15 protein-coding genes are annotated in these 23,756 nt (G+C 57.8%); 7 read left to right on the top strand and 8 right to left on the bottom strand.

Going from position 1 to position 23,756, the window contains the following annotated elements; all coding sequences use genetic code 11:
- Nucleotides 1-337: 337 nt before the first annotated feature.
- From AC3Y5R_RS05775 to AC3Y5R_RS05755, 5 genes are read left to right on the top strand one after another with little or no spacing between them, the layout of a single operon-like run.
- Nucleotides 338-1,321 carry a sugar ABC transporter substrate-binding protein gene (locus AC3Y5R_RS05775; protein ID WP_489920526.1) on the top strand — a complete coding sequence of 328 codons (984 nt, stop codon included), beginning with the start codon at nucleotides 338-340 and terminating at the stop codon, nucleotides 1,319-1,321.
- Between the two features lie 2 nt (nucleotides 1,322-1,323).
- Nucleotides 1,324-2,817 (top strand): sugar ABC transporter ATP-binding protein, encoded by a 1,494-nt coding sequence (locus tag AC3Y5R_RS05770; RefSeq protein ID WP_489920525.1) that lies wholly within the window; start codon nucleotides 1,324-1,326, stop codon nucleotides 2,815-2,817.
- A 36-nt stretch (nucleotides 2,818-2,853) separates the two neighbouring features.
- Nucleotides 2,854-3,864 carry an ABC transporter permease gene (locus tag AC3Y5R_RS05765; RefSeq protein ID WP_489920524.1) on the top strand — a complete coding sequence of 337 codons (1,011 nt, stop codon included), beginning with the start codon at nucleotides 2,854-2,856 and terminating at the stop codon, nucleotides 3,862-3,864.
- Between the two features lie 9 nt (nucleotides 3,865-3,873).
- On the top strand, nucleotides 3,874-5,982 hold the full coding sequence (locus tag AC3Y5R_RS05760; protein WP_489920523.1) for a N,N-dimethylformamidase beta subunit family domain-containing protein: 2,109 nt from the start codon (nucleotides 3,874-3,876) through the stop codon (nucleotides 5,980-5,982).
- A 45-nt stretch (nucleotides 5,983-6,027) separates the two neighbouring features.
- Nucleotides 6,028-6,915, top strand: coding sequence for a MarR family transcriptional regulator (locus AC3Y5R_RS05755; RefSeq protein ID WP_489920522.1), 888 nt, complete (start codon nucleotides 6,028-6,030; stop codon nucleotides 6,913-6,915).
- A gap of 46 nt (nucleotides 6,916-6,961) precedes the next feature.
- On the opposite strand, the gene AC3Y5R_RS05750 is transcribed toward AC3Y5R_RS05755, so the two are convergent.
- The 8 genes from AC3Y5R_RS05750 to AC3Y5R_RS05715 all read right to left on the bottom strand — a co-directional run bounded on the left by AC3Y5R_RS05750 (nucleotide 6,962) and on the right by AC3Y5R_RS05715 (nucleotide 22,037).
- Nucleotides 6,962-8,371: an efflux transporter outer membrane subunit gene (locus tag AC3Y5R_RS05750; protein ID WP_489920521.1), complete on the bottom strand. Its 1,410-nt coding sequence runs from the start codon at nucleotides 8,369-8,371 to the stop codon at nucleotides 6,962-6,964.
- A 15-nt stretch (nucleotides 8,372-8,386) separates the two neighbouring features.
- The gene (locus AC3Y5R_RS05745) at nucleotides 8,387-11,479 is read right to left on the bottom strand and encodes a multidrug efflux RND transporter permease subunit (RefSeq protein ID WP_489920520.1); all 3,093 of its coding nucleotides are present in this window, start codon (nucleotides 11,477-11,479) and stop codon (nucleotides 8,387-8,389) included.
- On the bottom strand, nucleotides 11,476-14,673 hold the full coding sequence (locus AC3Y5R_RS05740; RefSeq protein ID WP_489920519.1) for an efflux RND transporter permease subunit: 3,198 nt from the start codon (nucleotides 14,671-14,673) through the stop codon (nucleotides 11,476-11,478). The genes AC3Y5R_RS05745 and AC3Y5R_RS05740 overlap by 4 nt, the downstream gene beginning before the upstream one ends.
- Nucleotides 14,670-15,917 (bottom strand): MdtA/MuxA family multidrug efflux RND transporter periplasmic adaptor subunit, encoded by a 1,248-nt coding sequence (locus AC3Y5R_RS05735; RefSeq protein ID WP_489920518.1) that lies wholly within the window; start codon nucleotides 15,915-15,917, stop codon nucleotides 14,670-14,672. The genes AC3Y5R_RS05740 and AC3Y5R_RS05735 overlap by 4 nt, the downstream gene beginning before the upstream one ends.
- Nucleotides 15,918-16,074: 157 nt before the next feature.
- Nucleotides 16,075-17,484, bottom strand: a complete 1,410-nt coding sequence (locus tag AC3Y5R_RS05730; protein ID WP_489920517.1) for an efflux transporter outer membrane subunit — start codon at nucleotides 17,482-17,484, stop codon at nucleotides 16,075-16,077.
- Nucleotides 17,484-20,603, bottom strand: a complete 3,120-nt coding sequence (locus AC3Y5R_RS05725; RefSeq protein WP_489920516.1) for an efflux RND transporter permease subunit — start codon at nucleotides 20,601-20,603, stop codon at nucleotides 17,484-17,486. Before AC3Y5R_RS05725 ends, AC3Y5R_RS05730 begins: the two co-directional genes overlap by 1 nt.
- 10 nt (nucleotides 20,604-20,613) lie before the next feature.
- Nucleotides 20,614-21,741, bottom strand: coding sequence for an efflux RND transporter periplasmic adaptor subunit (locus tag AC3Y5R_RS05720; protein WP_489920515.1), 1,128 nt, complete (start codon nucleotides 21,739-21,741; stop codon nucleotides 20,614-20,616).
- Between the two features lie 125 nt (nucleotides 21,742-21,866).
- Nucleotides 21,867-22,037: a toxin-antitoxin system HicB family antitoxin gene (locus AC3Y5R_RS05715; RefSeq protein ID WP_489920514.1), complete on the bottom strand. Its 171-nt coding sequence runs from the start codon at nucleotides 22,035-22,037 to the stop codon at nucleotides 21,867-21,869.
- A 346-nt stretch (nucleotides 22,038-22,383) separates the two neighbouring features.
- On the opposite strand from AC3Y5R_RS05715, the gene AC3Y5R_RS05710 reads away from it, so the two are divergent.
- Nucleotides 22,384-23,091 carry a DUF8093 domain-containing protein gene (locus AC3Y5R_RS05710; RefSeq protein WP_489920513.1) on the top strand — a complete coding sequence of 236 codons (708 nt, stop codon included), beginning with the start codon at nucleotides 22,384-22,386 and terminating at the stop codon, nucleotides 23,089-23,091.
- The gene (locus tag AC3Y5R_RS05705; RefSeq protein ID WP_489920582.1) at nucleotides 23,091-23,750 is read left to right on the top strand and encodes a DUF2931 family protein; all 660 of its coding nucleotides are present in this window, start codon (nucleotides 23,091-23,093) and stop codon (nucleotides 23,748-23,750) included. The genes AC3Y5R_RS05710 and AC3Y5R_RS05705 overlap by 1 nt, the downstream gene beginning before the upstream one ends.
- Nucleotides 23,751-23,756: the final 6 nt, after the last annotated feature.

The following is a 23,756-nucleotide window of genomic DNA, read 5'->3' as shown; positions in this document are numbered from 1 at the left end:
CCTGACAAAGGTCAGCTGTCTTCCACAGATAACAACCCTTTTTCTTATCACGACGGACAAATTGTCCTTTCCACCATAAATACAAAGACCGTACAGCATGATTAATTGCGCTGGATAAACTCACAAAATCAGAGTTATAAACCTTTAAAAAAGAAATAAACCACACTTGACGCTAATAATGAATTTCACGATGTAGCTCTTTTGGTCATTTTTTAGCTGTTTTACATGCTACACGTTCTAGTTTAGTTTGAAGGCAACCTGAACAGGGGGGAGAAAAAATATCTTCTCAGCTGCTGCCCGGGGCCATAACAACTCAAACTACTTTTGGAGCACCGCTATGACGTCCATTTTCCAACATCGGGGATATTTTCTGGCCGCCGGCCTGCTGGCCGCTGGCGCATCATTCAGCAGCGCAACCTTCGCCGCTGACACTAAAACCTGCGAGAAAACCTACACCATCGGTTTCAGCCACCCGGTGGGCGAGTCGCAGTTCGCCATTGCGCTGAAGAAAAAAGTGGTGGCCGCCGGTGAGAAAAACGGCTGCGTAAAAGTGCTGCTGGACAACACCCATCAGAGCAACCTGGAATCTCAGCGCGCCACGCTGGAAAGCTGGGTAACCCGCCGCGTGGACGCGATAGTTGTACTGCCAGTAGAAGCCACCGCGCTGGACGGTCTGCGGATCCAGGCGCAGAAGAAAAGCATGAAGTGGCTGACTTATGCAGGCGCAACCAAAGGCTCCGACGGTTCAGTCGGTTTTGATAACGTGCAGAGCGGCGATCTGGTTGCCAAAGATGTCCTTGCCTGGGTGAAGAAACGTTATCCGGACGGGAAAATTACCGCCGCCGTCACCACCCTCACGCCGCTGAAAGGCTTTGCCGGACGCTGGGAAGAACCGCTGAAGCAGTTTAAAGCAGCCGGGCTGACGGTAGTCTCGCAGCAGGATTGCGCCACCCAGGCCTGCGGTATGCAGATTGCAGAAGACACACTGCGTCAGCACCCCGATCTGCGCGTGTTTATCGGCATCAATGACGATGCGGCTCTGGGTGCCCTGCGCGCCTTTAAAAATGCCGGGATTAAACCGGAAGACGCTTACATCGCCGGGCAGGACGGTACTGTGGAAGGTCTGGAAGCTGTGAAACAGGGCGGGGCTTACCGAGCTTCTGCGGCCATCCTGCTGGACGATCTTGCCCAGTCGATTATCGATAATTCGCTGGCAGCGATCACCGGCAAAGGTCGCACCAACTACGAAACTGCGGTTGAACTTGGCACCCAACGTAACCCTCAGCGTCTTGATGCCCTTATCGCGCAATATAAGGACTGAGTATGAGTCTCGATCTGACCTCGAAGTGTCTGACTATTCGCCAGCTTCGTAAGTCTTTCGACGCGCAGGAAGTGCTCAAGGGCATCGACCTGGAACTGAAAGCGGGTGAAGTTCATGCCCTGCTCGGCCCCAACGGGGCCGGGAAGTCCACTCTGCTCGGTTGTCTGAGCGGCGCGGTAACGCCGGATTCTGGTGAAATCGTTATCGGCGATACGGCCTATAAACAGTTTACTCCCACCTCCGCTTTCGAGGCGGGAATGGCCAGTATTTATCAACATTTTCAGCTAATTGGTTCGCTAAGCGTCAGCGATAACATTTTTCTGGTCAATGAGATGCGCACGGCGTTTGGCACCACCCGCCAGCGTGCGCAAAAGAACCGCAGCGTGGAGTTACTGGAATCGCTGGGCGTGGATGTCGATCCCGCCAGCCTGGTGGAAGATCTCAGCGTTGGCGAGCAGCAAACGGTGGAAATCGCCCGGGCATTGCTGAAAGAGCCTTCCGTACTGATCCTCGATGAACCCACCGCCGCGCTGAGTGAAAACGAAGTAACCGCGCTACTGGAGCTGGTCCGCCGGTTGGCTCAGGATCATGGCCTGATTGTCATCTACGTCACTCACCTGCTGCGGGAAGTGCTGGAGGTGGCGGATAAAGTCACCGTGCTGCGTGACGGTAACGTCTTGTGGACGCGGGAAATTCACGATCTCAACCTTGCAGATCTGGTTCACGCTATTTCGCCTGAGAGCAATTTCTCACGCGAGCAACAGCAAAAGCAGATTGGCCCGCCGCTGTTCACGCTGGACGCATACCGCTCTTCCTGGACCGGTCCGGTGGATCTGACTTTGCATCAGGGTGAAATCGTCGGCGTTTTTGGCCTGCTGGGTTCCGGCCGCACGGACCTGCTGGAAGGGCTGGCTGGCGTGAAGTCAGGGCATGGCGGGCTGAGGCTTTACGATCGTCAGCTGCACTGCCCTTCCCCGCAGAAAGCCCGGCAGCAGGGGATTGTGCTGGTGGCATCTGACCGTAAAGAGCAGTCTTTGTTTGGCAGTATGAGCGCCAGTGAAAACCTGCTGCTTCCCCACTACTCTGCCCTTTCCCGCCCCTGGCGCCCGGTGAAAAAGGAGCGGGCGATCTTCCACAGGCTGGCAAAGCGCGTTGGCCTGATGCCTGCCGATCCTGACCGGGAAGGCGCTAATTTTTCCGGCGGCAATGCGCAGAAGCTGATGGTTGGCCGCTGGATGACCGACATTGACAGCAGCCATCTGCTGCTGCTTGACGAACCCACTCAGGGAGTGGATGTCGGGGCACGACAGGATCTGTACAGCCTGATACGCGACTACGCCGCACAAAAGGAACACGCGGTGATCTTTGCCTCCAGCGATCCCGAAGAGATTGTGGCGCTGGCCGACCGCGTCATTGTGCTGGTCGATGGCGAAGTTGCCAGCATCGTCGATCCCACTATCGGCGAAGAGAAACTGATAGCCCTGGCGCACGGCTGATCGTGTGTCGCTTCCCTCTTTTTATGGCGAATAATTATGTCTGATACCTTAAAAGCACCTGCAGGATCTTCGCTGAAGCGCAGCGAATCGCGATCCTCTCATGGCCTGAAAAGTCTGGGCCTGATGATTACCCGCTGGATCCTTCCCGTGGCTACCGTGGCGCTGATGGCGTGGTTCTCATGGCAGACGCCGGTTTTTTTCACCACCGATAATCTGCTGGCCATCGCCACCCAAAACGCGCCGACGTTTATCGTGGCCGCCATTTTCGCCATGCTGATGATGGCGGGCTATGTGGATCTGTCAGTCGGTTCCGTGCTGGCGCTGGTTGGCGTTTCAGCCGGGCTGGCGCTGAACAGCTGGGGATTGGTCCCCGGCATTCTGGTCGGGCTGGCGGTTGGCATAGCCGCAGGCTTGCTGAACGGCGTGCTGATTGGCCTGCTCTCGTTTTCACCAATTGTCGTCACGCTGGGTGGCCTTGCCGCAGCCCGTGGGCTGGCGCAGTACCTCGGCCAGGGATCAATCTATGGCTTCCCGGATGCCTTTGCCAACTTTGGTTCTGACAGCTGGCTTGGCCTGCCTGACCTGGCAATTATCGCCGCAGCGATCTGCCTGATCAGCGTCATCGCCACCACCTGCTTCCCTGTTGGCCGGCAGATTATCGCCATCGGCGTGAATCCCCGCGCGGCCTTTCTGATCGGCATCCGCGTCCGACTGGTGGTCACCCTGTTGTACACCCTGACCGGGCTGGCGGTGGGCATCGCCGGACTGCTGCAAATTGCCCGGCTGAACAGTGCCCCTTCCGGCACGCTGGGCGACGGCTTTGAGGTCATTATTTTGACGGCTGTCCTGCTGGGCGGCGTGCCGTTTACCGGCGGTAAAGGCAGCATCTGGCGCGTACTGGTCGGCGTCTGGCTGATTGGCACGCTGCGCAATGGGCTGATTTTGCTGGATATTGGTACCGAACTGAGCGGCATTATCACCGGTGGCGTGCTGGTGATGGCCGCCGCGCTGGAAGCCATCCGTTACTACATCCACAAAACTAAATAAGGAGGCGCTATGTACCTGATTGGCTATCTTTCTGCCCTGAGCTGTCGTGCCGGAGAAGGTGTGGACGTGATGATCGGCAGCAGCGTCAGTGAAGTCAGTGTTGATGTGGTTCACCTGATCCACGGCGATGATAATCCGCTGGGGCCAGGCTTTCTCTACCAGCCGGTTGAGCAGATTGCTGCCCGGCAGGTTCAGGCAAGTGAACAGCAGACGCCGATCGGCTCATGGGCTATCAGCCAGCAGCCTGTGCGGCTTGGTCAGCAGGAAACGCTGCAGCTGAGCCTGTCACTGTGGCCCACGCTGCCACCAGCAAAAGGGCTGCAGGGGATCTGCAGCCTGCCTGAGGCAGAGTTCCTGCTGGCGCTGGACAGTGAAGGCTGTCTGGTACTGAGCTGGCAGCAACAGATTCTGCTGAGAACAACAGCGCTGCCGCTGCGCGAGTGGTGCCAGATTGAGATTGAGGCCACAGAGAGTGCCTGCTGGCTGAGGATCAGCGACAGCAGCGGGCAGTCTCCGCATTTTACCGGGCCGGGCGTGCAGTTCAGTGGCAGCAGCAAAGTGCTGCTGGCGGCGGCATCGGTTGAATCCCGTGGTCAGCAGAATTTTCCGCAGGGCGTCTACAACGGCAAAATAGCCCAGCCGGTTATCAGCGTTGCCGGGCAGGTAGTGGCCCGCTGGGCCTTTGAACAGGAGATGAGCACGCAATCTGTTCCGGACAGCAGTGGCAACGGCTGCGAGCTGCAACTGATCAACGCCCCGACCCGCGCCATGACCGGACCTGACTGGCGTAACGATGTTCATGACTGGAAGCAGGAGCCGTCGCAGTTCGATGCGATCCATTTTCATGACGACGATCTGGCCGACGCCTGCTGGCCGGTGACCACGCACGTCGATATCCCGGCCTCACTGGGTAGCGGCGTCTACGCCATCAGGCTTCAGGCTGCCGGGCTGAAGCCTGATTATGTTCCGCTAATCGTCCGGCCTGCCGCAGGTATCGCTGCGGCGAAAATCGCCATGGTGATGGCAACCTACACCTATATTGCCTATGCCAATGAACATCTGACCGAAGGCGACTTTGAACAGGGAAGCGAGATCCCGGTCCAGACCGGCGACTGGGAAGATCTGGTCGCCATTCATCAGGAGTGGGGAAAGAGCCACTACGACCTGCACAATGACGGCTCCGGCGTGGCCTACTCCAGTTCGCTGCGCCCCATTCCCAATATGCGCCCCAACTACCGGTTCTGGGGATTTCATGCTCCACGCCGTTTTTCTGCCGATCTCTATATGGTCTGGTTCCTGACGCAGATGGGGGAAGAGTTCGACGTCATCACCGAGCATGATCTTCATGCAGAGAGCACCACCCTGCTGGCCGGTTACCAGACCGTGATCACCGGCAGCCACCCGGAATATTACAGCGCACCGATGCTTGATGCCTTTGAACAGCATGTTGCTCAGGGCGGCGGGCTGATGTATCTCGGCGGTGACGGATTCTACTGGGTTACCACCCCGTTTGAGGATTTGCCGCATTTGCTGGAGGTTCGAAAATCAGAGGGCCTTCGCCACTGGGATGCCGAACCGGGAGAGCGCTATCATGCCAGCACGGGTGAACTGGGGGGGATCTGGCGAAGTCGCGGCCGCAGTGCGCACCAGCTGTTTGGTGTGGGAATGGGCGGACACGGCTGGGACAATAAAGCGCCGGGTTACCGCCGCAGTGAACGCTCTTATCAGCCGGATGCCGCCTGGGTTTTTGAGGGGATTGAAGATGAGGTGGTGGGCGATTTTGGGCTGATCATGAACGGCACCAGCGGCGATGAAATTGACCGGGCTGACTTCCGCTATGGCACCCCGGCACATGCCATCATCCTTGCCTCTTCAGAACCCCACAGCGAGTGGTATGTGCCTGTTCCGGAAGATGTGACAACTGTATCGAACCGCCTCAACGCACGATATAATCGCGATGTTCGTTCCGATATGGTCCTTGTGGAACATGCTGGCGGCGGCGCGGTATTTTCGGTGGGGTCGATCATTTTCACCGGCGCGCTCCCGGTGAATAACGGGGATAATAACATCGCCCGCCTGTTGGGAAATGTTATCCGTAACTTTACTGCCAGAAGGTAATATTGACGCCTCCGTGATCGGGAGAACAGCGATGGCGCACTGACTATGAACAATAAACAGACCAGCATGCTTACCAGCTCCGGCTTTGCCCTGGCGGCGGCCGATCAGGTCAGCACGGCGCTGTGGCGAAACACCATTAATAACCGGTTTACCCAGCCGCAGTTTCTGGCCCTGAATGGCCTGCTGTATAAACCGGGGATTGGGCATTATGAGCTGGCGGATCGCGTTGGCGTCGATCGGGCGACCATTGGCCCGATTCTCAAGCGCCTGATGGAGCAGGCGCTGGTGCAGCGCAGGAAAGATCCGGCGGATTCACGCCGTTCCATGTTATCTCTCTCTTCTGAAGCCCACGACCTGCTGGCTGAAATGGCTTCGCTGGTGGAAACCGTTGACCGCCAGTTGATGGAGCCGCTCAGCGCGGCCGAACAGGCGGCGCTGGTGCAAAGCTGGGCGATGCTGAGCGAAGAGAACAGCCTGCAGGAGATGGTCGGGTTTGACGATCAGGCAGCCGATCCGGTGATCCCTCCCCTGGCACACTACCCGTGGTTTTTTCTGCGGCAGGCCTGCCGCAACTACCGTCGCCTGTGGCGGGAGCGGGTGGATGAGAACATCAGCACATCACTGTTTACGCTGATGGAGGTGGTTGCAATGAAGCCGGAAATTGATATTCGCACCGCTGCGCAACTAGCCTCGATTGAAGAGAGTAACGCCGTCCGGATGGTGATGCGCATGGTGCGAACCCGCATGATGCGTGATCCGCGAGATCCTCATGATGCGCGCCGCTCGCTGCTGTCGCTGACCGCCAACGGGCTGGCAACTTTTCAGGCGCTACAGGCACGCTTTCCGCTGGTGCAGCGGGGCTTAACGCAAAAACTGCCGCCGCTGGCCGTGGAGGAGTTTCACCGCCTGACCCGACTGGTCGCCAGGCTGTGATCAGCGCATTCTTAATGGCAATCTCATACAGATTGATCACGCTGAATTACTCCGGCAAATTCTTCGCATCCCAACCGCCGCCCAGCGCGGCAATCAGCTTAACGCTGGCAACCCACTGGGTGCTCTGCAGCGATAACAGGCTCTGCTGCGAGCTGAGGCTGGTGTTCTCGGTGGTCGCCACATCCAGGTAATCAATCATTCCGGCCTGATACTGGTTATAAGTCACGCGGGCTGACTCTTTTGCCGCCTCCGTGGCACGCTGCTGCGCCAGCATCTCATCCTGCAGGGTATTCAGCTGTACCAGATAGTTCTCCACTTCCTGGAAGCCGGTCAGCACCGCCTGACGGTAGCTGGCCACATCCGCATCATAGCTCGCCCTCGCCTGCTCAACTTTCGAAGAAGTGGCGCCGAAGTCCAGCAGCGTACCGCTGAGTTCCGGTCCCAGCGACCAGACGCGGTTCGGCAGTGAGAGCAGGTTATGGAATGTCGAACTGGATAAGCCGCCGGACGCGCTCAGCGTCAGGTCCGGATAGTAACCGGCAATCGCCACGCCCACGGCCGCATTGGCAGAGGCTACGTTACGCTCGGCATAGGCGATATCCGGGCGTCGCTGCAGCAGTTCGGAAGGCACGGATTGCGGAATGGCGGGCAGCGTGGCGGTGAGTTTAGCGGCTGGCAGGCTGAATCCGGCTGGCGTCTTGCCAGTCAGCATGGCGATGGCGTGCTCAGTTTGCGCCCGCTGCCAGCTCAGATCCAGCGCCGAGGCGCGGGCACTTTCAAGCTGCGCCTGTGCCTGCGCCAGAGTGGCGCGGGATTCGCTGCCTGCCTGGTATTTGTTATTGATAATGGTCAGATAGCGCTGATAGGCATCCACGCTCTGCTGATACAGCGCAATCTGCTGATCCATGATCCGCAGCTGGAAGTAGTCCTGCGCCAGCTCGGACTGAGCGCTGAGGGTGATATTCGCCAGTTCAGCAGCGCTGGCCTGTGCGCTGGCTTTGTTCTCTTCCAGCGTACGCCTCAGTTTACCCCAGATATCCAGCTCCCAGCTGGCGCTGGCCTCAAGGGAGTGGCTGTTGCTGGTGGTTCGCTGCCCACTGCCACTTGTGCTGTTGCCCGCACTGCCGCTGCGGGTAGAGGAGCCGGTATAAGTGGCGCTGGGGAACAGATCGGATCGCGACTCAGAAACCAGCGCCCTCGCCTGCCGGTACTGCGCCTCATACTGCGCGACATTCTGGTTCGAAACCGACACCTGACGCAGCAGCCCGGAAAGGGTTTCATCATGGTAAACCGACCACCACTCGCCCTTGCTCTCTCCATCCTGCGGCTGCGCCTCACGCCAGCCTTTCGCCTCTTTATACTGAGCGGGCACATTAGCCGTTGGGCGGTGATAGTCTGGCCCGACGGCACAGCCGCTCAGTAACAGCACCAGCAAAACAGGGGTGAGTTTATTCATTTTCTTTATCATCTTTTATTCAACATGACGCAGGCGGGCCCACTGACGTTTTGTCGCCCTGCTGGCCCGATCGAGATAGAGGTACACCACCGGCGTGGTGAACAGGGTTAACAGCTGGCTCAGCGCCAGGCCACCGGCAATCGCCAGGCCCAGCGGGCTGCGCAGATCGGCATCACCACCGCTGCCCAGCGCCAGCGGCAGTGCACCGAAGAAGGCTGCCAGGGTAGTCATCATAATCGGGCGGAAGCGCATCAGGCACGCCTGGGTGATCGCCTGCTGCGGCGTTAATCCCTGCTTACGTTCAGCCGCCAGTGCAAAGTCGATCATCATAATGGCGTTTTTCTTCACGATACCGATCAGCAGCAGGATGCCGATCAGTGCGATCACCGTCAGTTGGGTATTGGTCAACAGCAACAACAACAGTGCCCCGACACCTGCCGAAGGCAGCGTGGAAAGAATGGTCAGCGGATGAATATAGCTTTCATACAACACCCCCAGCACGATATAGACCGCCGCCAGCGCCGCCAGGATCAGCCATGGCATGGAAGCCGACAGGTCGGCAAAGGCTTTCGCCGTGCCCTGGAAGCCAGCCTGAATGGTATCCGGCAGAGCGATTTTCGCCATGGCGTTTTTAATCAACGCCGACGCCTGTTCCAGCGACACGCCATCCGCCAGATTAAACGCAATGGTGCTGGTCGCCGACTGTCCCTGATGCGCAACGGACAGCGGCGCATTCGCCCCGCTGAAGGAAGCAAAGGCGGAGAGCGGGATCTGATTGCCGGAATCATTGACCACGAACATTTTGTTCAGCATATCCGGGTCACTGGTATAGGAATCCTGCAGCGACATCACCACGTGATACTGATTCAGCGTCTTATACAGCGTCGCCACCTGACGCTGGGCAAAGGCGTTATTCAGCAGCGTATCCAGCATGTTGACGTTAACGCCCAGTCGTCTGGCGCGGTCGCGGTCAATGTTAATCATCACTTCCTGACCGCCAGTCTGTGAATCAGAGTCCACGCTGGTCAGCTGCGGAATGGCTTCCAGCGCCGCTTTCACCTTCGGCGTCCAGATGCGCAGCGTGTCCAGATCGTCGGCCTGCAGGCTGTACTGATAGCTGGCGTTGGCGCTACGTCCGCCGATATGAATATCCTGCGCGGCCATCAGGAACAGCTGCACTCCCGGCACGTTCATCGCCTTCCCGCTCAGGCGATTGGCGACTTCGGTCGCCGTCGCATCACGCTTATCGAAATCCTTCAGATGGACAAAGAAGTTGGCGGTATTACGTGAGCCAAACATACCGCTGCCCATTGAGGCCATCACGCCATCCACCGCCGGATCCTGGCCGATCATTTTGGCAAACTGTCTGAGCTTCGGTTCCATCGCCTGGAAGGAAATATTCTGATCGGCACGCAGCGCCCCCATCAGCAGCCCGGTATCCTGGTTCGGGAAGAACCCTTTCTGCACCACCGAGTAGAGGAACAGGTTGAGGACCACCGTCAGGATCAGGCTGAACAGCGTCAGCCGCTGATGGCGCATCACCCAACCCAACGCGGAAGAATAGGCTGCCAGCAAGCGGTTCAGGCCGTTTTCAATCCACTGGTAAACAGGATGCGCCCGTCTGGTCACTTCCGGTTTGCGCTTCAGCAACCGTGAACAGAGCATCGGCGTCAGGCTCAGGGAAACCAGCATCGAAATTATCAGCGATACCGTCAGCGTTACCGCAAACTCGCGGAACAGTCGCCCAACAATACTGCCCATCAGCAGAATCGGAATAAAGACGGCTACCAGCGAGAGCGTCATCGACAGCACGGTGAAGCTGACCTCCTGCGCCCCTTTCAGCGAGGCGCGAACCGGACTCAGCCCCTCTTCAATATAACGGGTGATATTTTCCAGTACCACGATGGCATCATCCACCACGAAACCGGTGGCGATAATCAGCGCCATCAGCGACAGGTTGTCCAGGCTGTAGCCGAGAATGTACATCACCGCACAGGTGCCAATCAGCGAGACCGGCAAGGCCAGCGCGGGGATCAGCACCGCCTGAGCGTTCCGCAGGAAAACGAACACCACACCAATCACCAGCAGCATTGCCACCAGCAGCGTCTCTTCGGTGTCATACAGCGAAGCACGAACATTCGGCGAGCGGTCAACAACGATTTTCAGGGCCACATCGCCCGGCAGATCTTTTTCCAGCGCCGGAAGCTGCGCCTTGATCGCATCGATGGTTTCCAGCATGTTCGCCCCGGCCTGCCGGGTCACGCCGATCATTACCGAAGGCGTACCGTTGTAGTAACCGACGTTGTATTTGTCCTCTACCGAGTCATACACGGTGGCAACATCACTGAGGTGAATGGCCTTACCGTTCTGATAGCTGACCACCAGATTACGGTACTGACTGGCCTGCTCCAGCTGGCCGTTGCTGTCCACCACCCAGGACTGCTTACCGCCCTGCAGCATCCCTTTCGGCAGATTGGTGGTGCTGTTGGCGATAGCTTCGCGCACCGTATCCAGCGACACGCCGAAGTGGGTCAACATCTGTGGCTGCAGGTCGATCCTGACCGCAGGCAGCGCACTGCCCATCAGCGACACATCGCCCACGCCCTGAACCTGAGCGATCTTCTGGTCAATTTTACTGTCGGCCAGATCGTACAGATAGCCTTTGGAGCGGGTGTCCGAGGTCAGCGCCAGCATCACAATCGGCGCATCAGATGGGTTAGCCTTACGGTAGGTCGGCAGCGAGGCCATGCTGCTCGGCAGCAGACTACGGGCCGCGTTGATCGCCGCCTGCACATCGCGCGCCGCCCCGTTAATGTCACGGTTAAGATCGAACTGCAAAATAATATTGCTCGACCCCTGCGAGCTGCTGGAGGTCATCTCGGTGATCCCGGCGATTTCCCCCAGCGAGCGTTCCAGCGGCGTGGCGACCGTGGCCGCCATAGTCTCCGGACTGGCTCCTGCCAGCTTGGCGGAGACCATAATGGTCGGGAAATCCACCTGCGGCAGCGGAGCCACCGGCAGCAAACGGTAGCCCAGCGCGCCCAGCAGCAGCAAAGCCAGCGTCAACAGCAGCGTGGCGACAGGCCGAAAAATAAACAGGCGCGTCATTTGCTCTGTACCGCTTTACGCATTCTGCGGCGTCCACGCTCTGCCATGCGGTCAAACCACAGGTAGATGACCGGCGTGGAGAACAGCGTCAACACCTGGCTGAAGATCAGCCCGCCGACGATCACCAGGCCCAGCGGCTGCCGCAACTCGGCACCGGAGCCGGAAGCCAGCATCAGCGGCAGCGCGCCCAGCAATGCCGCCATGGTGGTCATCAGGATCGGCCGGAAGCGCAGCAGGCAGGCCTGGTGGATCGCTTCCCTCGGGCTGAGGCGCTGCTTCTTCTCCGCTTCCAGCGCGAAGTCGATCATCATAATCGCGTTCTTTTTCACGATGCCGATCAGCAATATCACCCCGATCAGCGCAATCAGGCTGAACTCACTGCCTGCCAGCAGCAGCGTCAGCAGTGCGCCCACTGCCGCAGAAGGCAGCGTGGAAAGAATAGTCACCGGATGGATAAAACTTTCATACAGAATGCCCAGCACCACGTACATGGTTAGCAGCGCGGCGAGGATCAGCCACAGCGTGTTGCTGGTGGCGCTCTGGAACGCTTCGGTTTCCCCCTGATAACGCAGCGTGATGCTGGAAGGCAGCGCCAGGCTTTGCTGGGTTTCCGCTATGGCTTTCTGCGCATCTTCCAGCGAGTAACCCTTACTCAGGTTAAAGGAGATCGTCACTGCCGGGAACTGGTTCAGCCGCATATGCACCAGTGAGCCAATCCGCTGATGGATGGTGGCGATTGAGGTTAGCTTCACCATCCCGGTCTGGGTGCTGCTGGTCGAAGATGAGGTTGAACTGCTGCTGCCGGAAGAAGACGATGAGGAGGACGACGAGCTGCTGCTGCCGGAAGTTGACGACCCGGAGCTGTTCGACGTCGCCAGATAAATATCGTCAAACGAGGCCGGTGACTGCTGATACTTCGGTGCCACTTCCAGTACCACACGGTACTGATTCGACTGGGTGAAGATGGTCGACACCAGCCGCTGACCGAAAGCGTTATACAGCGCGGTATCCACATCAGAGGCGGTGATGCCATAGCGGGCCGCCGCATCGCGATTCAGGTCAACATAAGCGACCTGCCCCTGATCCTGCAGATTACTCACCACCGAGCTGAATTCCGGCCGCTTTTGCAGCGCGGCAACCAGCTGTGGCGACCACTCGACCAGGTTTTCACTGTCGGCATCGTCCAGCGAGAACTGATACTGATCCGGCGTAACCTGATCGTTGACCGTCAGATCCTGTGCGGCCTGCATATAGAGCTGAATGCCCGGCACGTTCTGCGTCGCCTGTTTCAGTTCGGCAATCACTTTATCGGCCCGCTCATCACGCTCGTCAAACGACTTGAGGTTAATCTGCAGGCGCCCGCTGTTCAGGCTGGAATTGGTGCCGTCAATGCCGATGGTTGAGGAGAGGCTGTCCACCGCCGGGTTCTTCAGTACGATCTCCGCCAGCTGCTGCTGACGCTTCGCCATTTCACCGAATGAGACATCCTGCGAGGCTACGGTGACGCCCTGGATCAGCCCGGTATCCTGGGTCGGGAAGAAGCCTTTGGGGATCACCACATACAGCAGTGCGGTAAACACCAGCGTCGCCAGCGCCACCAGCAGTGTTAAACGTTGATGGTTGAGAACGATGGTCAGCAGGCGGTCGTAGCCCGCGATCAGCTTATCGAAGAACTGGCCGCCTTTGCGGTAGAAGCGGCTCTGGCGCTCCTCCGGAATATGCTGCAGCAAATAAGCACACAGCATCGGCGTGAGCGTCAGCGACACCAGCATCGACACCAGAATCGACACCGCCAGGGTGATAGCAAACTCGCGGAACAGTCGGCCAACCACATCGCCCATAAACAGCAGCGGGATCAGCACGGCAATCAGCGAGAAGGTCAGGGAGATAATAGTAAAGCCGATCTGGGCTGAGCCTTTCAGCGCGGCCTCCATCGGCGTTTCGCCCTGCTCCAGCCGCCGGGAAATGTTCTCCACCACCACGATGGCATCATCGATGACAAAGCCGGTGGCGATGGTCAGCGCCATCAGCGACAGGTTGTTCAGACTGAACCCGGCGAGATACATCACGCCAAAGGTACCCACCAGCGACAGCGGCACGGCCACGCTGGGGATCAGCGTGGCGGCGACGTTGCGCAGGAACAGAAAGGTCACCATAACCACCAGCGCTATCGACAGCATCAGTTCAAACTGCACGTCGCTGATTGAGGCACGGATAGTTTGCGTGCGGTCAGAGAGGATCTGCACTTTTACGCCATCGGGCAGCGCGGCCTGCAACGTCGGCAGTTGAGCCTTGATGCCGTCGACCACCGAAATCACGTTAGCCCCCGGCTGGCGCTGCACGCTGATCACAATGGCCGGAGTGTTGTTGGCCCAGGCAGACTGGTAGGTATTCTCCGCTGCTTCTTCGATATGGGCAATATCATGCAGCCTGAGCGCCGCGCCGTTCTGATAAGTCAGGATCAGGTTGCCGTACTCGTCAGCGGTGCGCAGCTGGTCGTTGGCATCAATAGTGACGGAATGATACTTGCCGTCAAAACCGCCTTTTGAACCGTTAACGTTGCTGTTGCTGATTAATGTATTGACGTCTTCCAGCGTCAGCCCGTGCGCCGCCAGCGCTTTCGGGTCCATCTGCACGCGGATCGCCGGTTGATGACCGCCCGCCAGCGTCACCATCCCGACGCCTGAGATTTGCGAGAGCTTCAGCGCAATGCGGGTATTCACCAGGTCCTGCACTTTAATCAGCGGTAAGGTATCGGAACTGGCTGCCAGGGTGATCACTGCCGTATCCGCCGGGTTCACTTTTTTATAGGTTGGCGGATTGGGCAAATCGTTTGGCAACAGACTATCCGCAGCGTTGATCGCTGCCTGCACTTCCTGCTCGGCAACGTCCAGCGACAGATCGAGCGAGAACTTCAGGGTAATCACCGAGGACCCGCTGGAGCTGCTGGAGGCCATCTGGCTTAAGCCCGCCATCTGCCCGAGCTGCCGTTCCAGCGGCGCGGTGACCGATGAAGCCATCACGTCCGGACTTGCGCCCGGATAGAGCGTGGTGACCTGAATGGTCGGATAGTCCACCTGCGGCAACGCCGAGGTGGAGAGGACGCGGTAGGCAAAAATACCGGAGATCAATACGCCAATCATCAGCAGGATGGTAGCGACCGGACGCTCTATAAAAATGCGGGAAGGATTCATTGCGCTTTCGGTTTCCCGCTGGCCGCTTTGGTTTCAGAGGCGGTCACCACCGACACTTTGCTGCCGTCGCTGAGACGGTCGATCCCTTCCGTCACCACCTGCTCGCCAGCGGTCACGCCCTCAAGAATCGACTGCTGAGTATCACCCAGTGCCGGACCGGTTTTCACCGCTTTACGCGACACAGTTTGGTCTTTGTTAATAACGTAGACAAAGCTGCCGTCACTGCTCAGTTGCAGCGCCTGGGCAGGGATCACCGTCGCTTGGTTCAGCGTGCCGGTTTGCAGCCGCAGGTTGACGAACTGGTTCGGATACAGCGCCTCATCCTGATTATCGAACAGCGCTTTCAGCTCTACCGTCCCGGTACTGGTGTCGATCTGGTTGCTGATAAACTGTACCCTGCCCTGACCAAGCTCTTTGCTGCCGTCCTGATCAAAAGCAGTGGCGGGCAGGCTCTGGCCGTTATGCAGCGCCCTGACCAGCGTGGAGATGTTGCTCTGCGGCACGCTGAAAGTTACCGCAGCGGGCTGCGTCTGAGTAATTGTGACGATGCCGGTGGTGTCAGTAGAGTGCACCATGTTACCGGCATCCACCAGGCGCAGACCGGCGCGGCCGGAGATTGGCGAAGTGACGCGGGCAAAATCAATGTTCAGCTTCGCCGCATCAATCTGGGCCTGATCGGCTTTGATCGCGCCGCGGTACTGGCCAACGGTGGCAATCTGCGTGTCCAGATCCTGGCGGGATAACGAGTCCTGTGCAAACAGCTTGCGGTAGCGGGACAGCGTCAGTTCGGCACTTTTCAGCTGTGCCTGATTCTGGTTCAGATCGCCCTGATACTGTGCCAGGGTCGCCTGATAACTGCGCGGGTCAATCTGCGCCAGCAGCTGTCCGGCCTCAACCTTCTGCCCTTCGGTGAAATAGACCTTCATCAGTTGTCCGTCCACCCGGCTGGTTACCGTTACCGTGGCATTCGGGATTACCGTACCCAGCGCGGTCAGATACACCGGCACGTCTGCGGTGGTCACCTCTCCGGCGTGAACCGGCGTGGGGCCTGACATCATCATGCCGCCGGGCCCACCAGGTCCACCATGTGCTCTTCCCCCACCCGGCGGCCCGCCTGCACCCTGCGGTCCGGCAGAGCCATGCGGCCAGAAACGCCAGACCAGCAGCGCCACGATAATAACCAGGATCAGAAGAAGGATTTTCTTACGCAGTGAAGGTGAGATTTTCGCAGTCGATAGGGTCATGAGGCTCTGTTGAGTCAAGTGAAGTAAAAGACAAGCAGTTCGCAACCACCTGAAAAAAGTCAGGCCAGCAAAAACTGGCCTGAAGCTATTATGATTGAGCACGCTGATTAATTTCCATCCTCATAACGTAAGGATTTCGTTAATCATTGTCTGCCAATCATGATTTCCATCCACCACCCAGCGCTTTATACAGTGTTATTTGCTGGTTCAGCTGCCCTAACTGAGTGGTTATGAGCGACTGCTGTGCGGCATACAGCGATCGCTGCGCCACCAGCACATTCAGATAATTGTCCACTCCCTCCTGATAGCGGATATGGGCAAAGTCGTAGTTCTTCTGGTTTGCCTGTTCATCCTGCAGGCGCGCGGTTAGCTCATCCTTATAGGTATCCTGACCGGCCAGCGCATCACCCACTTCTTTGAACGCGGTCTGAATCGACTTCTCATAGTCAGCAATTTCAATGCGTTTCTGCAGGTGAGCGATATCAAGATTAGCCGAGTTCACGCCACCGTCAAAGATGGGCAGATTGATAACTGGCCCAAATGACCAGGCTGCGGTACCGCCTTCCAGCAAATGGCCCAGGCTGCTGGAGGTTGAACCGCCGGAGGCCGTCAGGCTGATACTTGGGAAGAATGCCGCACGCGCCGCGCCAATGTTGGCGTTGGCTGCTTGCAGGGTATGCTCTGCAGCAATAATATCCGGGCGGCGGGTCAGCAAATCGGACGGCAACCCGGCTGGCGTCGCCGGGAAATGCCACTCTTTATCCAGCTTCGCGTTGGCCAGTATATCCGCAGGCAGGTTGGTGCCGACCAGCAGGGCCAATGCATCGACATCCTGCCGTACCTGGCGGGTGTAGGTTGCCACATCGGCCTGTGCGGTGCGCACAGAGGTCTCTGCCTGCACCAGATCCTGCTCGCTGCTGACGCCGCCATCGAAGCTGCGTTTGGTCAGGTTGTAAGAGTCCTGCTGGCTCTTCACCGTGTCCTGCGCCAGCTTCAGCAGCTCGTTATCGGCACACAGCGACAGGTAGCTGGAAGCCACTTCGGAGATCAGGCTGATTTGCGTCGCCCGCTGAGTGGCTGCTGTAGCCAGATAACTCTCCAGAGCCTGATCGCGCAGGCTGCGCAAACGGCCAAAGAAGTCCAGCTCCCAGGCACTGACGCCGAGGCTGGTGTTGAACTCATGGTAGGTGATCGGGCCGGTCGAAGCAGTGTTATACAGGTTGCCAGGAATATGAGCGGCCGTTTCCGAGCCGCTGGCGCTGATGGAAGGCAGCAATGCTGCCCGGTCAATCTGCACCTGTGAACGAGCCACATCGACGTTCAGCGCCGCCACCCGCAGGTCACGGTTATTCGCAAGCGACATGGCAATCAGCTTGTGCATCACCGGATCGGTGAAGAAATTCTGCCAGCTGATATCCGCACCATTGCCCGCCGTCTCCTTCCCCTGCTGGTCATAGTGCGCCGCCACCGGCAACGCAGGACGCTGATATTTCGGCTCCATGGTACAGCCGCTCAGAACCAGCATCATTGCCAGCGGCAGCAGTGCCAGTGAATGAGTCTTGTGCATTAGTCTTTCACCTCAGTTTTTGTTTTTTTCTTGCCGGAGAAGCGCTGGGCCACCACAACGTAAAACATCGGCACAAAGAAGATGGCGAGGAAGGTGGCGGTAATCATCCCGCCGACCACTGCCGTACCGATTGAGTGCTGGCTGCCCGCGCCCGCACCATGAGAAATGGTCAGCGGCACCACGCCCAGCACGAAGGCCATTGAGGTCATGATGATCGGACGGATACGCAGTCTTGCGGCTTCCATGGCAGCCTCCACCAGCCCCTTGCCCTCTCTCTCATGCAGCTCTTTGGCGAATTCAACAATCAGGATGGCGTTTTTCGCCGCCAGCCCGACGGTGGTCAGCAGCCCCACCTGGAAGAACACATCGTTTTCCAGCCCGCGCATCAGCACGGCAAGGATCGTCCCGAGTACCCCCAGCGGCACCACCAGGATTACCGAGAACGGAATCGACCAACTCTCATACAGCGCAGCCAGGCACAGGAATACCACCAGAATCGAGATGGAGTACAGCGCCGGGGTTTGTGAACCGGAGGTCTGCTCTTCATACGACAGGCCGTGCCACTGAACCTTGAAGCCTTTCGGCAGCTTAGCGGCAATCTCATTCACCGCCTGTACCGCTTCACCCGAGCTGTAGCCCTGCGCCGGAGAACCCATGATTTCCACCGCCGAGACGCCGTTAAAGCGTTCATAGCGCGGCGAACCGTATTCCCACTTGCCGCTGCCGAAGGCGGAGAACGGCACCATATCGCCGCTCGAGTTACGGAAGTACCATTTGTTCAGATCTTCCGGCGTCACGCGGGAACCGGCATTGCCCTGCAGATAGACCTTCTTCACGCGGCCGTTGTAGATGAACTGGTTCACATAGCTGGAACCCCACGCCGTGGAGAGCGTGTCGTTGATGTCTTCCAGGCTCAGCCCCAGCGCTCGGGCGCGCTCATCGTCGATGATCAGGTGATACTGCGGCTCATCTTCCATGCCGTTCGGACGGGTTGCCGTCAGGCGTTTGTCCTGCGCGGCCATACCGAGGAACTGATTACGGGCCGCCATCAGCGCCGCATGCCCCTGGTTATTGGTGTCCTGCAGGAAGAAGTCGAAACCGGTTGCGTTACCCAGTTCCAGTACCGCAGGAGGCACCAGCGCAAAGACTTTGGCGTCTTTCAGCGTGGAAAAGTGGGCCATGGTACGCTGCGCCAGCTTCTGCACCGTCTGATTGCTGTTGCGCTGGTCCCACGGCTTCAGCAGCACAAACGACATGGCGGTGTTTTCACCCCGGCCTGAGAAGCTGAAGCCGTTTGGTGAGAACACCGAACTGACTTCCGGCTCGTTCTTCAGCAGCCAGGACTGAATGTCATCCAGCACCTGCTGCGTGCGCTCAGAGGAAGCGTTGGCAGGCAGCGTGGTCTGCATCATCATCACGCCCTGGTCCTCATCCGGCAGGAACGAGGTCGGCACGCGGGTGAACAGATAACCGGTCACGCCGACCAGCACCAGATAGATCACCAAAAACAGGTTACGTTTGGAGATCACCGTTCCCACGCTGTTGGTGTAGTGCAGCGTCCCGGCATCGAACTTACGGTTAAACCAGCCGGCCATGCCTTTAGTTTTGTGCTCCGCCGAGCCAGGTTTGAGGAGGGTGGCGCACAGGGCCGGAGTGAAGATCAGTGCCATCAGCACCGAGAGCGCCATCGCCGAGACGATAGTAATGGAGAACTGGCGGTAGATGACGCCCGTCGAACCGCTGAAGAAGGCCATCGGCAGCAGCACGGCGGACAGCACCAGTGCGATCCCAAACAACGCCCCCTGAATCTGCTCCATGGATTTTATCGTGGCGGCTTTAGGATCCAGCCCCTCGTCGTGCATCACACGCTCGACGTTTTCCACCACCACGATGGCATCATCCACCAGCAAGCCTATCGCCAGCACCATCCCAAACATCGTCAGGGTGTTGATGGTGTAGCCGCAGGCCGAAAGGATCCCGAAGGTGCCCAGCAGTACCACCGGCACCACCATGGTGGTGATCAGCGTGGCCCGCAGATTCTGCAGGAATACCAGCATCACCAGGAACACCAGAGCAATCGCTTCGAACAGGGTTTTCACCACTTCTTCGATCGATGCGCTGACCACCGGAGAGGTGTCGTAAGGGAAGGTCACCTGCACGCCTTCCGGCAGTGAAGATTTAATACCGTCCACGGTGGTGCGTACCGCGTTGATCGCATCCAGTACGTTAGCTCCACTGGCCAGACGCAGAGCGATACCGGCAGACGGTTTGCCGTTATAGGTGGCCGAGATGCTGTAGTCCTGCGGCCCCAGATCCACTTTCGCCACGTCTTTCAGACGCACCTGTGAGCCATCCGGATTCACTTTCAGCAGAATGTTTTCAAACTCTTTCACCGACTGCAGGCGCGTTTTACCGATTATCGTCGCACTGTATTTGGCACCAGGAATAGTCGGCAGGCCCGCCAGTTTCCCACTGGAGATCTGCACGTTCTGCTGGTTAATGGCGGTGGAAACATCACTCGGGATCAGCTGATATTTATAAAGTTTCGCCGGATCGATCCAGATACGCATGCCGTATTCCGAGCCCAGCACCAGGAAGTCGCCGACGCCTTTGGTGCGCGAGATCGGATCTTCCAGTTTGGAGACCAGCAGGTCCGCAAGGTCGCCGTTGCTCATCTTGCCGTTGTTGGCGATCAGGCTGACTACCAGCATAAAGTTGGCCTGATATTTACGGACGTTAATCCCCTGCCCGGTCACTTCGGTCGGCAATTGCGATTCCGCCAGCGACACCTTGTTCTGTACCTGAACCTGGGCAATATCCGGATCGGTGCCCTGATCGAAAGTAACAATGATGGTGGCGCTGCCGTCGCTGTTACTCTGCGATTCGATATAGCGCATGTTATCAATGCCGCTCAGCTGCTGCTCAATCACCTGCACCACGGTGTTCTGCGTGGTTTCGGCGCTGGCACCCGGATAGGTCACCTGGACCGAGATCGCCGGAGGGGCAATGTTGGGATACTGGTTAATCGGCAGCTTGAGGATCGACAAGCCTCCGACCAGCATCACAATGATCGCCACCACCCACGCAAAGATGGGGCGCTCAATGAAGAATTTAGACATCAGATTTCCTCTACTGCGCTGAAGGATCGGTGGTGGTCAGATTGGCCTGCGGAGCGGCTTTGGGCTGACTTTCGGTCGCACTGACCTTGCTGCCGCCCTTGACGTTTTGCAGCCCGTCCACCACTACCCGATCTCCGGTTTTCAACCCGGAAGTCACCAGCCATTTCCCGTTGATCATTTCACCGGTGGTGATGGTCTGCTGAACCACGGTGCTGTCCGCGTTAACCAGGTAGACGTAAGGCTTGCCTTTGGTGTCATGCATGATCGCTTCCTGCGGCACGAGAATGCCCTGGTCGGCGACGCCCTGTGGGAAGCTGGCGTGGACGAACATACCCGGCAGCAGTACGCGGTTCGGGTTCGGGAACGAGGCACGCATGGTGACGCTGCCAGTCCCCTGATCCACAGTGACTTCAGAGAATTCCAGCTTGCCCTGCTGCGGGTAGGTCGAGCCGTCTTCCAACTGCAACTTCACCGCTGCAGCGTTGTCACCCACGGCCTGCAGCTTGCCATCAGCCAGCGCGCGACGCTGACGCAGCAAATCCTGCGAGGATTCGCTGACGTCCACATAGATCGGGTCAAGCTGCTGGATGGTGGTCAGATAGCTGGTCTGTCCGTTGGTGACCAGCGCCCCTTCAGTTGAAAGTGAGCGACCAATATGGCCAGAGATTGGCGCACGTACTTTGGTGTAGTTGAGATTGACCCGTGCCGTTTCCATATCGGCCTGTGCCTCCCGCGCCGAGGCGACCGCATCGTCATAGGTCTGCCCGCTGATGGCATGAGCGGCGGCCAGCGGTTTGTAGCGCTGGGCCAGCTTGCTGGCATTGGTCAGCGTGGCTTCGGCCTTGTCATAGGCCGCCTGGTAACTGGCCGGGTCGATCTGATACAGCGGCTCGCCAGCCTTCACTTCGCCGCCTTCGGTAAACAGCCGCTTGAGAATGATACCGCTGACCTGCGGGCGAACTTCGGCCGTCCGCACGGCAGTGGTACGTCCTGGCAACTGAGTAAAGAGCGTGACGGGCTCGCTGCGTAAGGTGGTTACCCCGACGGATGCAGGCTGATTGCCGGCACCGGGCGTGGAAGTCTGGTCACAGGCGGCCAGCAGGAAAATCAGGCTCACCGGGAGGATCTGTAGGCGCATGGTAAATTCTCAATATAAGGAAAAAAGAATAGTAATGAGAGTGATCATTCTCATAAAAGAGAACAATTATATGAGGGCCTAAATGATGAAAATGTTAAGTTTCCGCTAAGTTATTTGTCGAAACGCTACCGGTAAGCACTTCGTGCTGAAACGAGGCAATTCAGCCAGCAAGAGAGCGTGACGTTATCGTGGTCAGTGAGGGTTCTCAGCTGGTCATGCAGCCCGGGGTGAATACGCAGTTGAAAAGCGGTCGATCGGCCACCCAATTTCGGCGTTCTGTCTTTGAGTTTGGCCATAGGCGTCCAGTCCGGTAAGCGAAAAAAACGCCCCTTTCAGCGCTACCAACACAGTAAGGGGCTGGCACTGCCCAACGGAATGCGGTGTCAGACGGTGACGTCCACACCATACCCTGCCGTTGCTGATATGGATGTTTATGAAATGCAAAAAATTAGTTAAGAGTTGTGAGTATTTTTGGAGTGTTCTGACCATAATGCCAGAAGGCGCCCGATCGACCAGTGTGCGGGATCGCGCACATTTTCAGTACCAGCCTCCATTGGTCTGATCTTTTATTAATTAAAATCAACATTCAGCTGGACAGTAAAAATACGATAAGCGCTGATTTTATCGCCAAAGGAGTGGACGATGAGCCTCAGCCTGCCGGGAAATGACCTCTGGTATCTGCCTAAAGACAACCTCGCGCCCGAAGAGTACGAACGCATTATCTCTCCCTCTCTGGCCTGGTCCCGCATTCAGGAAAAGTATGAATTTGACGACAGCCATAACCGCGGGTTTCGCCCGGTGAATATGGTTGAGTGCCCTTCTGTTGCTAATCCTCATCAGCCCCGCCGATACGGGCCACAGGAAGAAGCCCGCATGAAAGAGATGGTGAAATCGGGCAGGGTGGTGATGCTGACAAACTTTTATAGCCCCGCCGGACTTTTTTATATTGATGAGCAGGGCCAGCTGATTTGTCGCGATCCTTCCGCATTTGCTCCATCGGGAGCAGAGAGGATACTGAACGAATATCAGCGATCGGTCAGCCGTCGCGATTACCGGCACTCCGGCGGCAAACCCCGGCCCACCCGCGTTGAAGTCCGGCTGCGAGCGGCAGAACCGGAAGAGGTTGTCCCTGCTGCCCGTCAGGGGCAGAAGACGAGCGGCTTCAGCGCGGCAGAAAGCGACCTGATTGCGGACTACCTTCACTGCTCCGCGCACTGGAATGCGCGGCTAACGGACGCGGCGGGCAGCATTCAGGGAGGATTATCGCCGTCGGAAACGCGGGGCTTCCCCCATCGCCCCGACGAACGCTGGTGCCGTACGGTTTATAACATGGAAGGAAAAAAACAGTGATGATAAAACGCACCATCGCGCTGATGCTGATGCTGAGCGGCTGTCAGGGGCAGCCCAAAACCTCACCGTTTTACAAAGCTGACTATACGCTGCCGTATGGCAAATGGGGGTTTGCCTTTTTTACCCCCAAAGCACTGCCCGCGCTGGTGACTTACACCGCCATCGCCGACACACGGGGCTATCTGCTCAGCTTTAATACGCTCGACGGCACGCATGACGATCCAAATGTCGTGAGTAGCTGGAATGAAAGTAGCCGAAGTGGCTCCATCCATTACAATCAGGCGGAGTACCCGCCACAGTATATGGTGTTCTGCTGGGACTCAATCATTGATAAAAAGGTGTATGAAACCAGCCTGTGGTTTCCGCCGTCGGTGTGGCAGAAAATGATGACGCCAGCCGACCATAAGTCCCGATCAGGATCGACAGTATGGTATGACACTCTTCTGATCGGACTGGCTCCGGGAGGTACAGTTCGCGTCTGGTTAAAGGACGTGGGCAATTACCCCAATTACCCGGTCCCGGTAGTTGACCTGAAAACTGTCTCCGGGGATAAGCTGGACGTCTGCAAGGGGGTAACCCGCTTTTCGAAAGGTTACCACTACCTGAAGAGCACCAGCGACTTTATTAAAGGCAAAACCTACCCGTACGGCAGTTGGTAAATCATG

The organism is Erwinia sp. 009765445 (assembly GCF_058137865.1).
The sequence above is the reverse complement of the archived record's forward strand: the minus strand, read 5'-3'. Positions and strand labels throughout refer to the sequence as shown.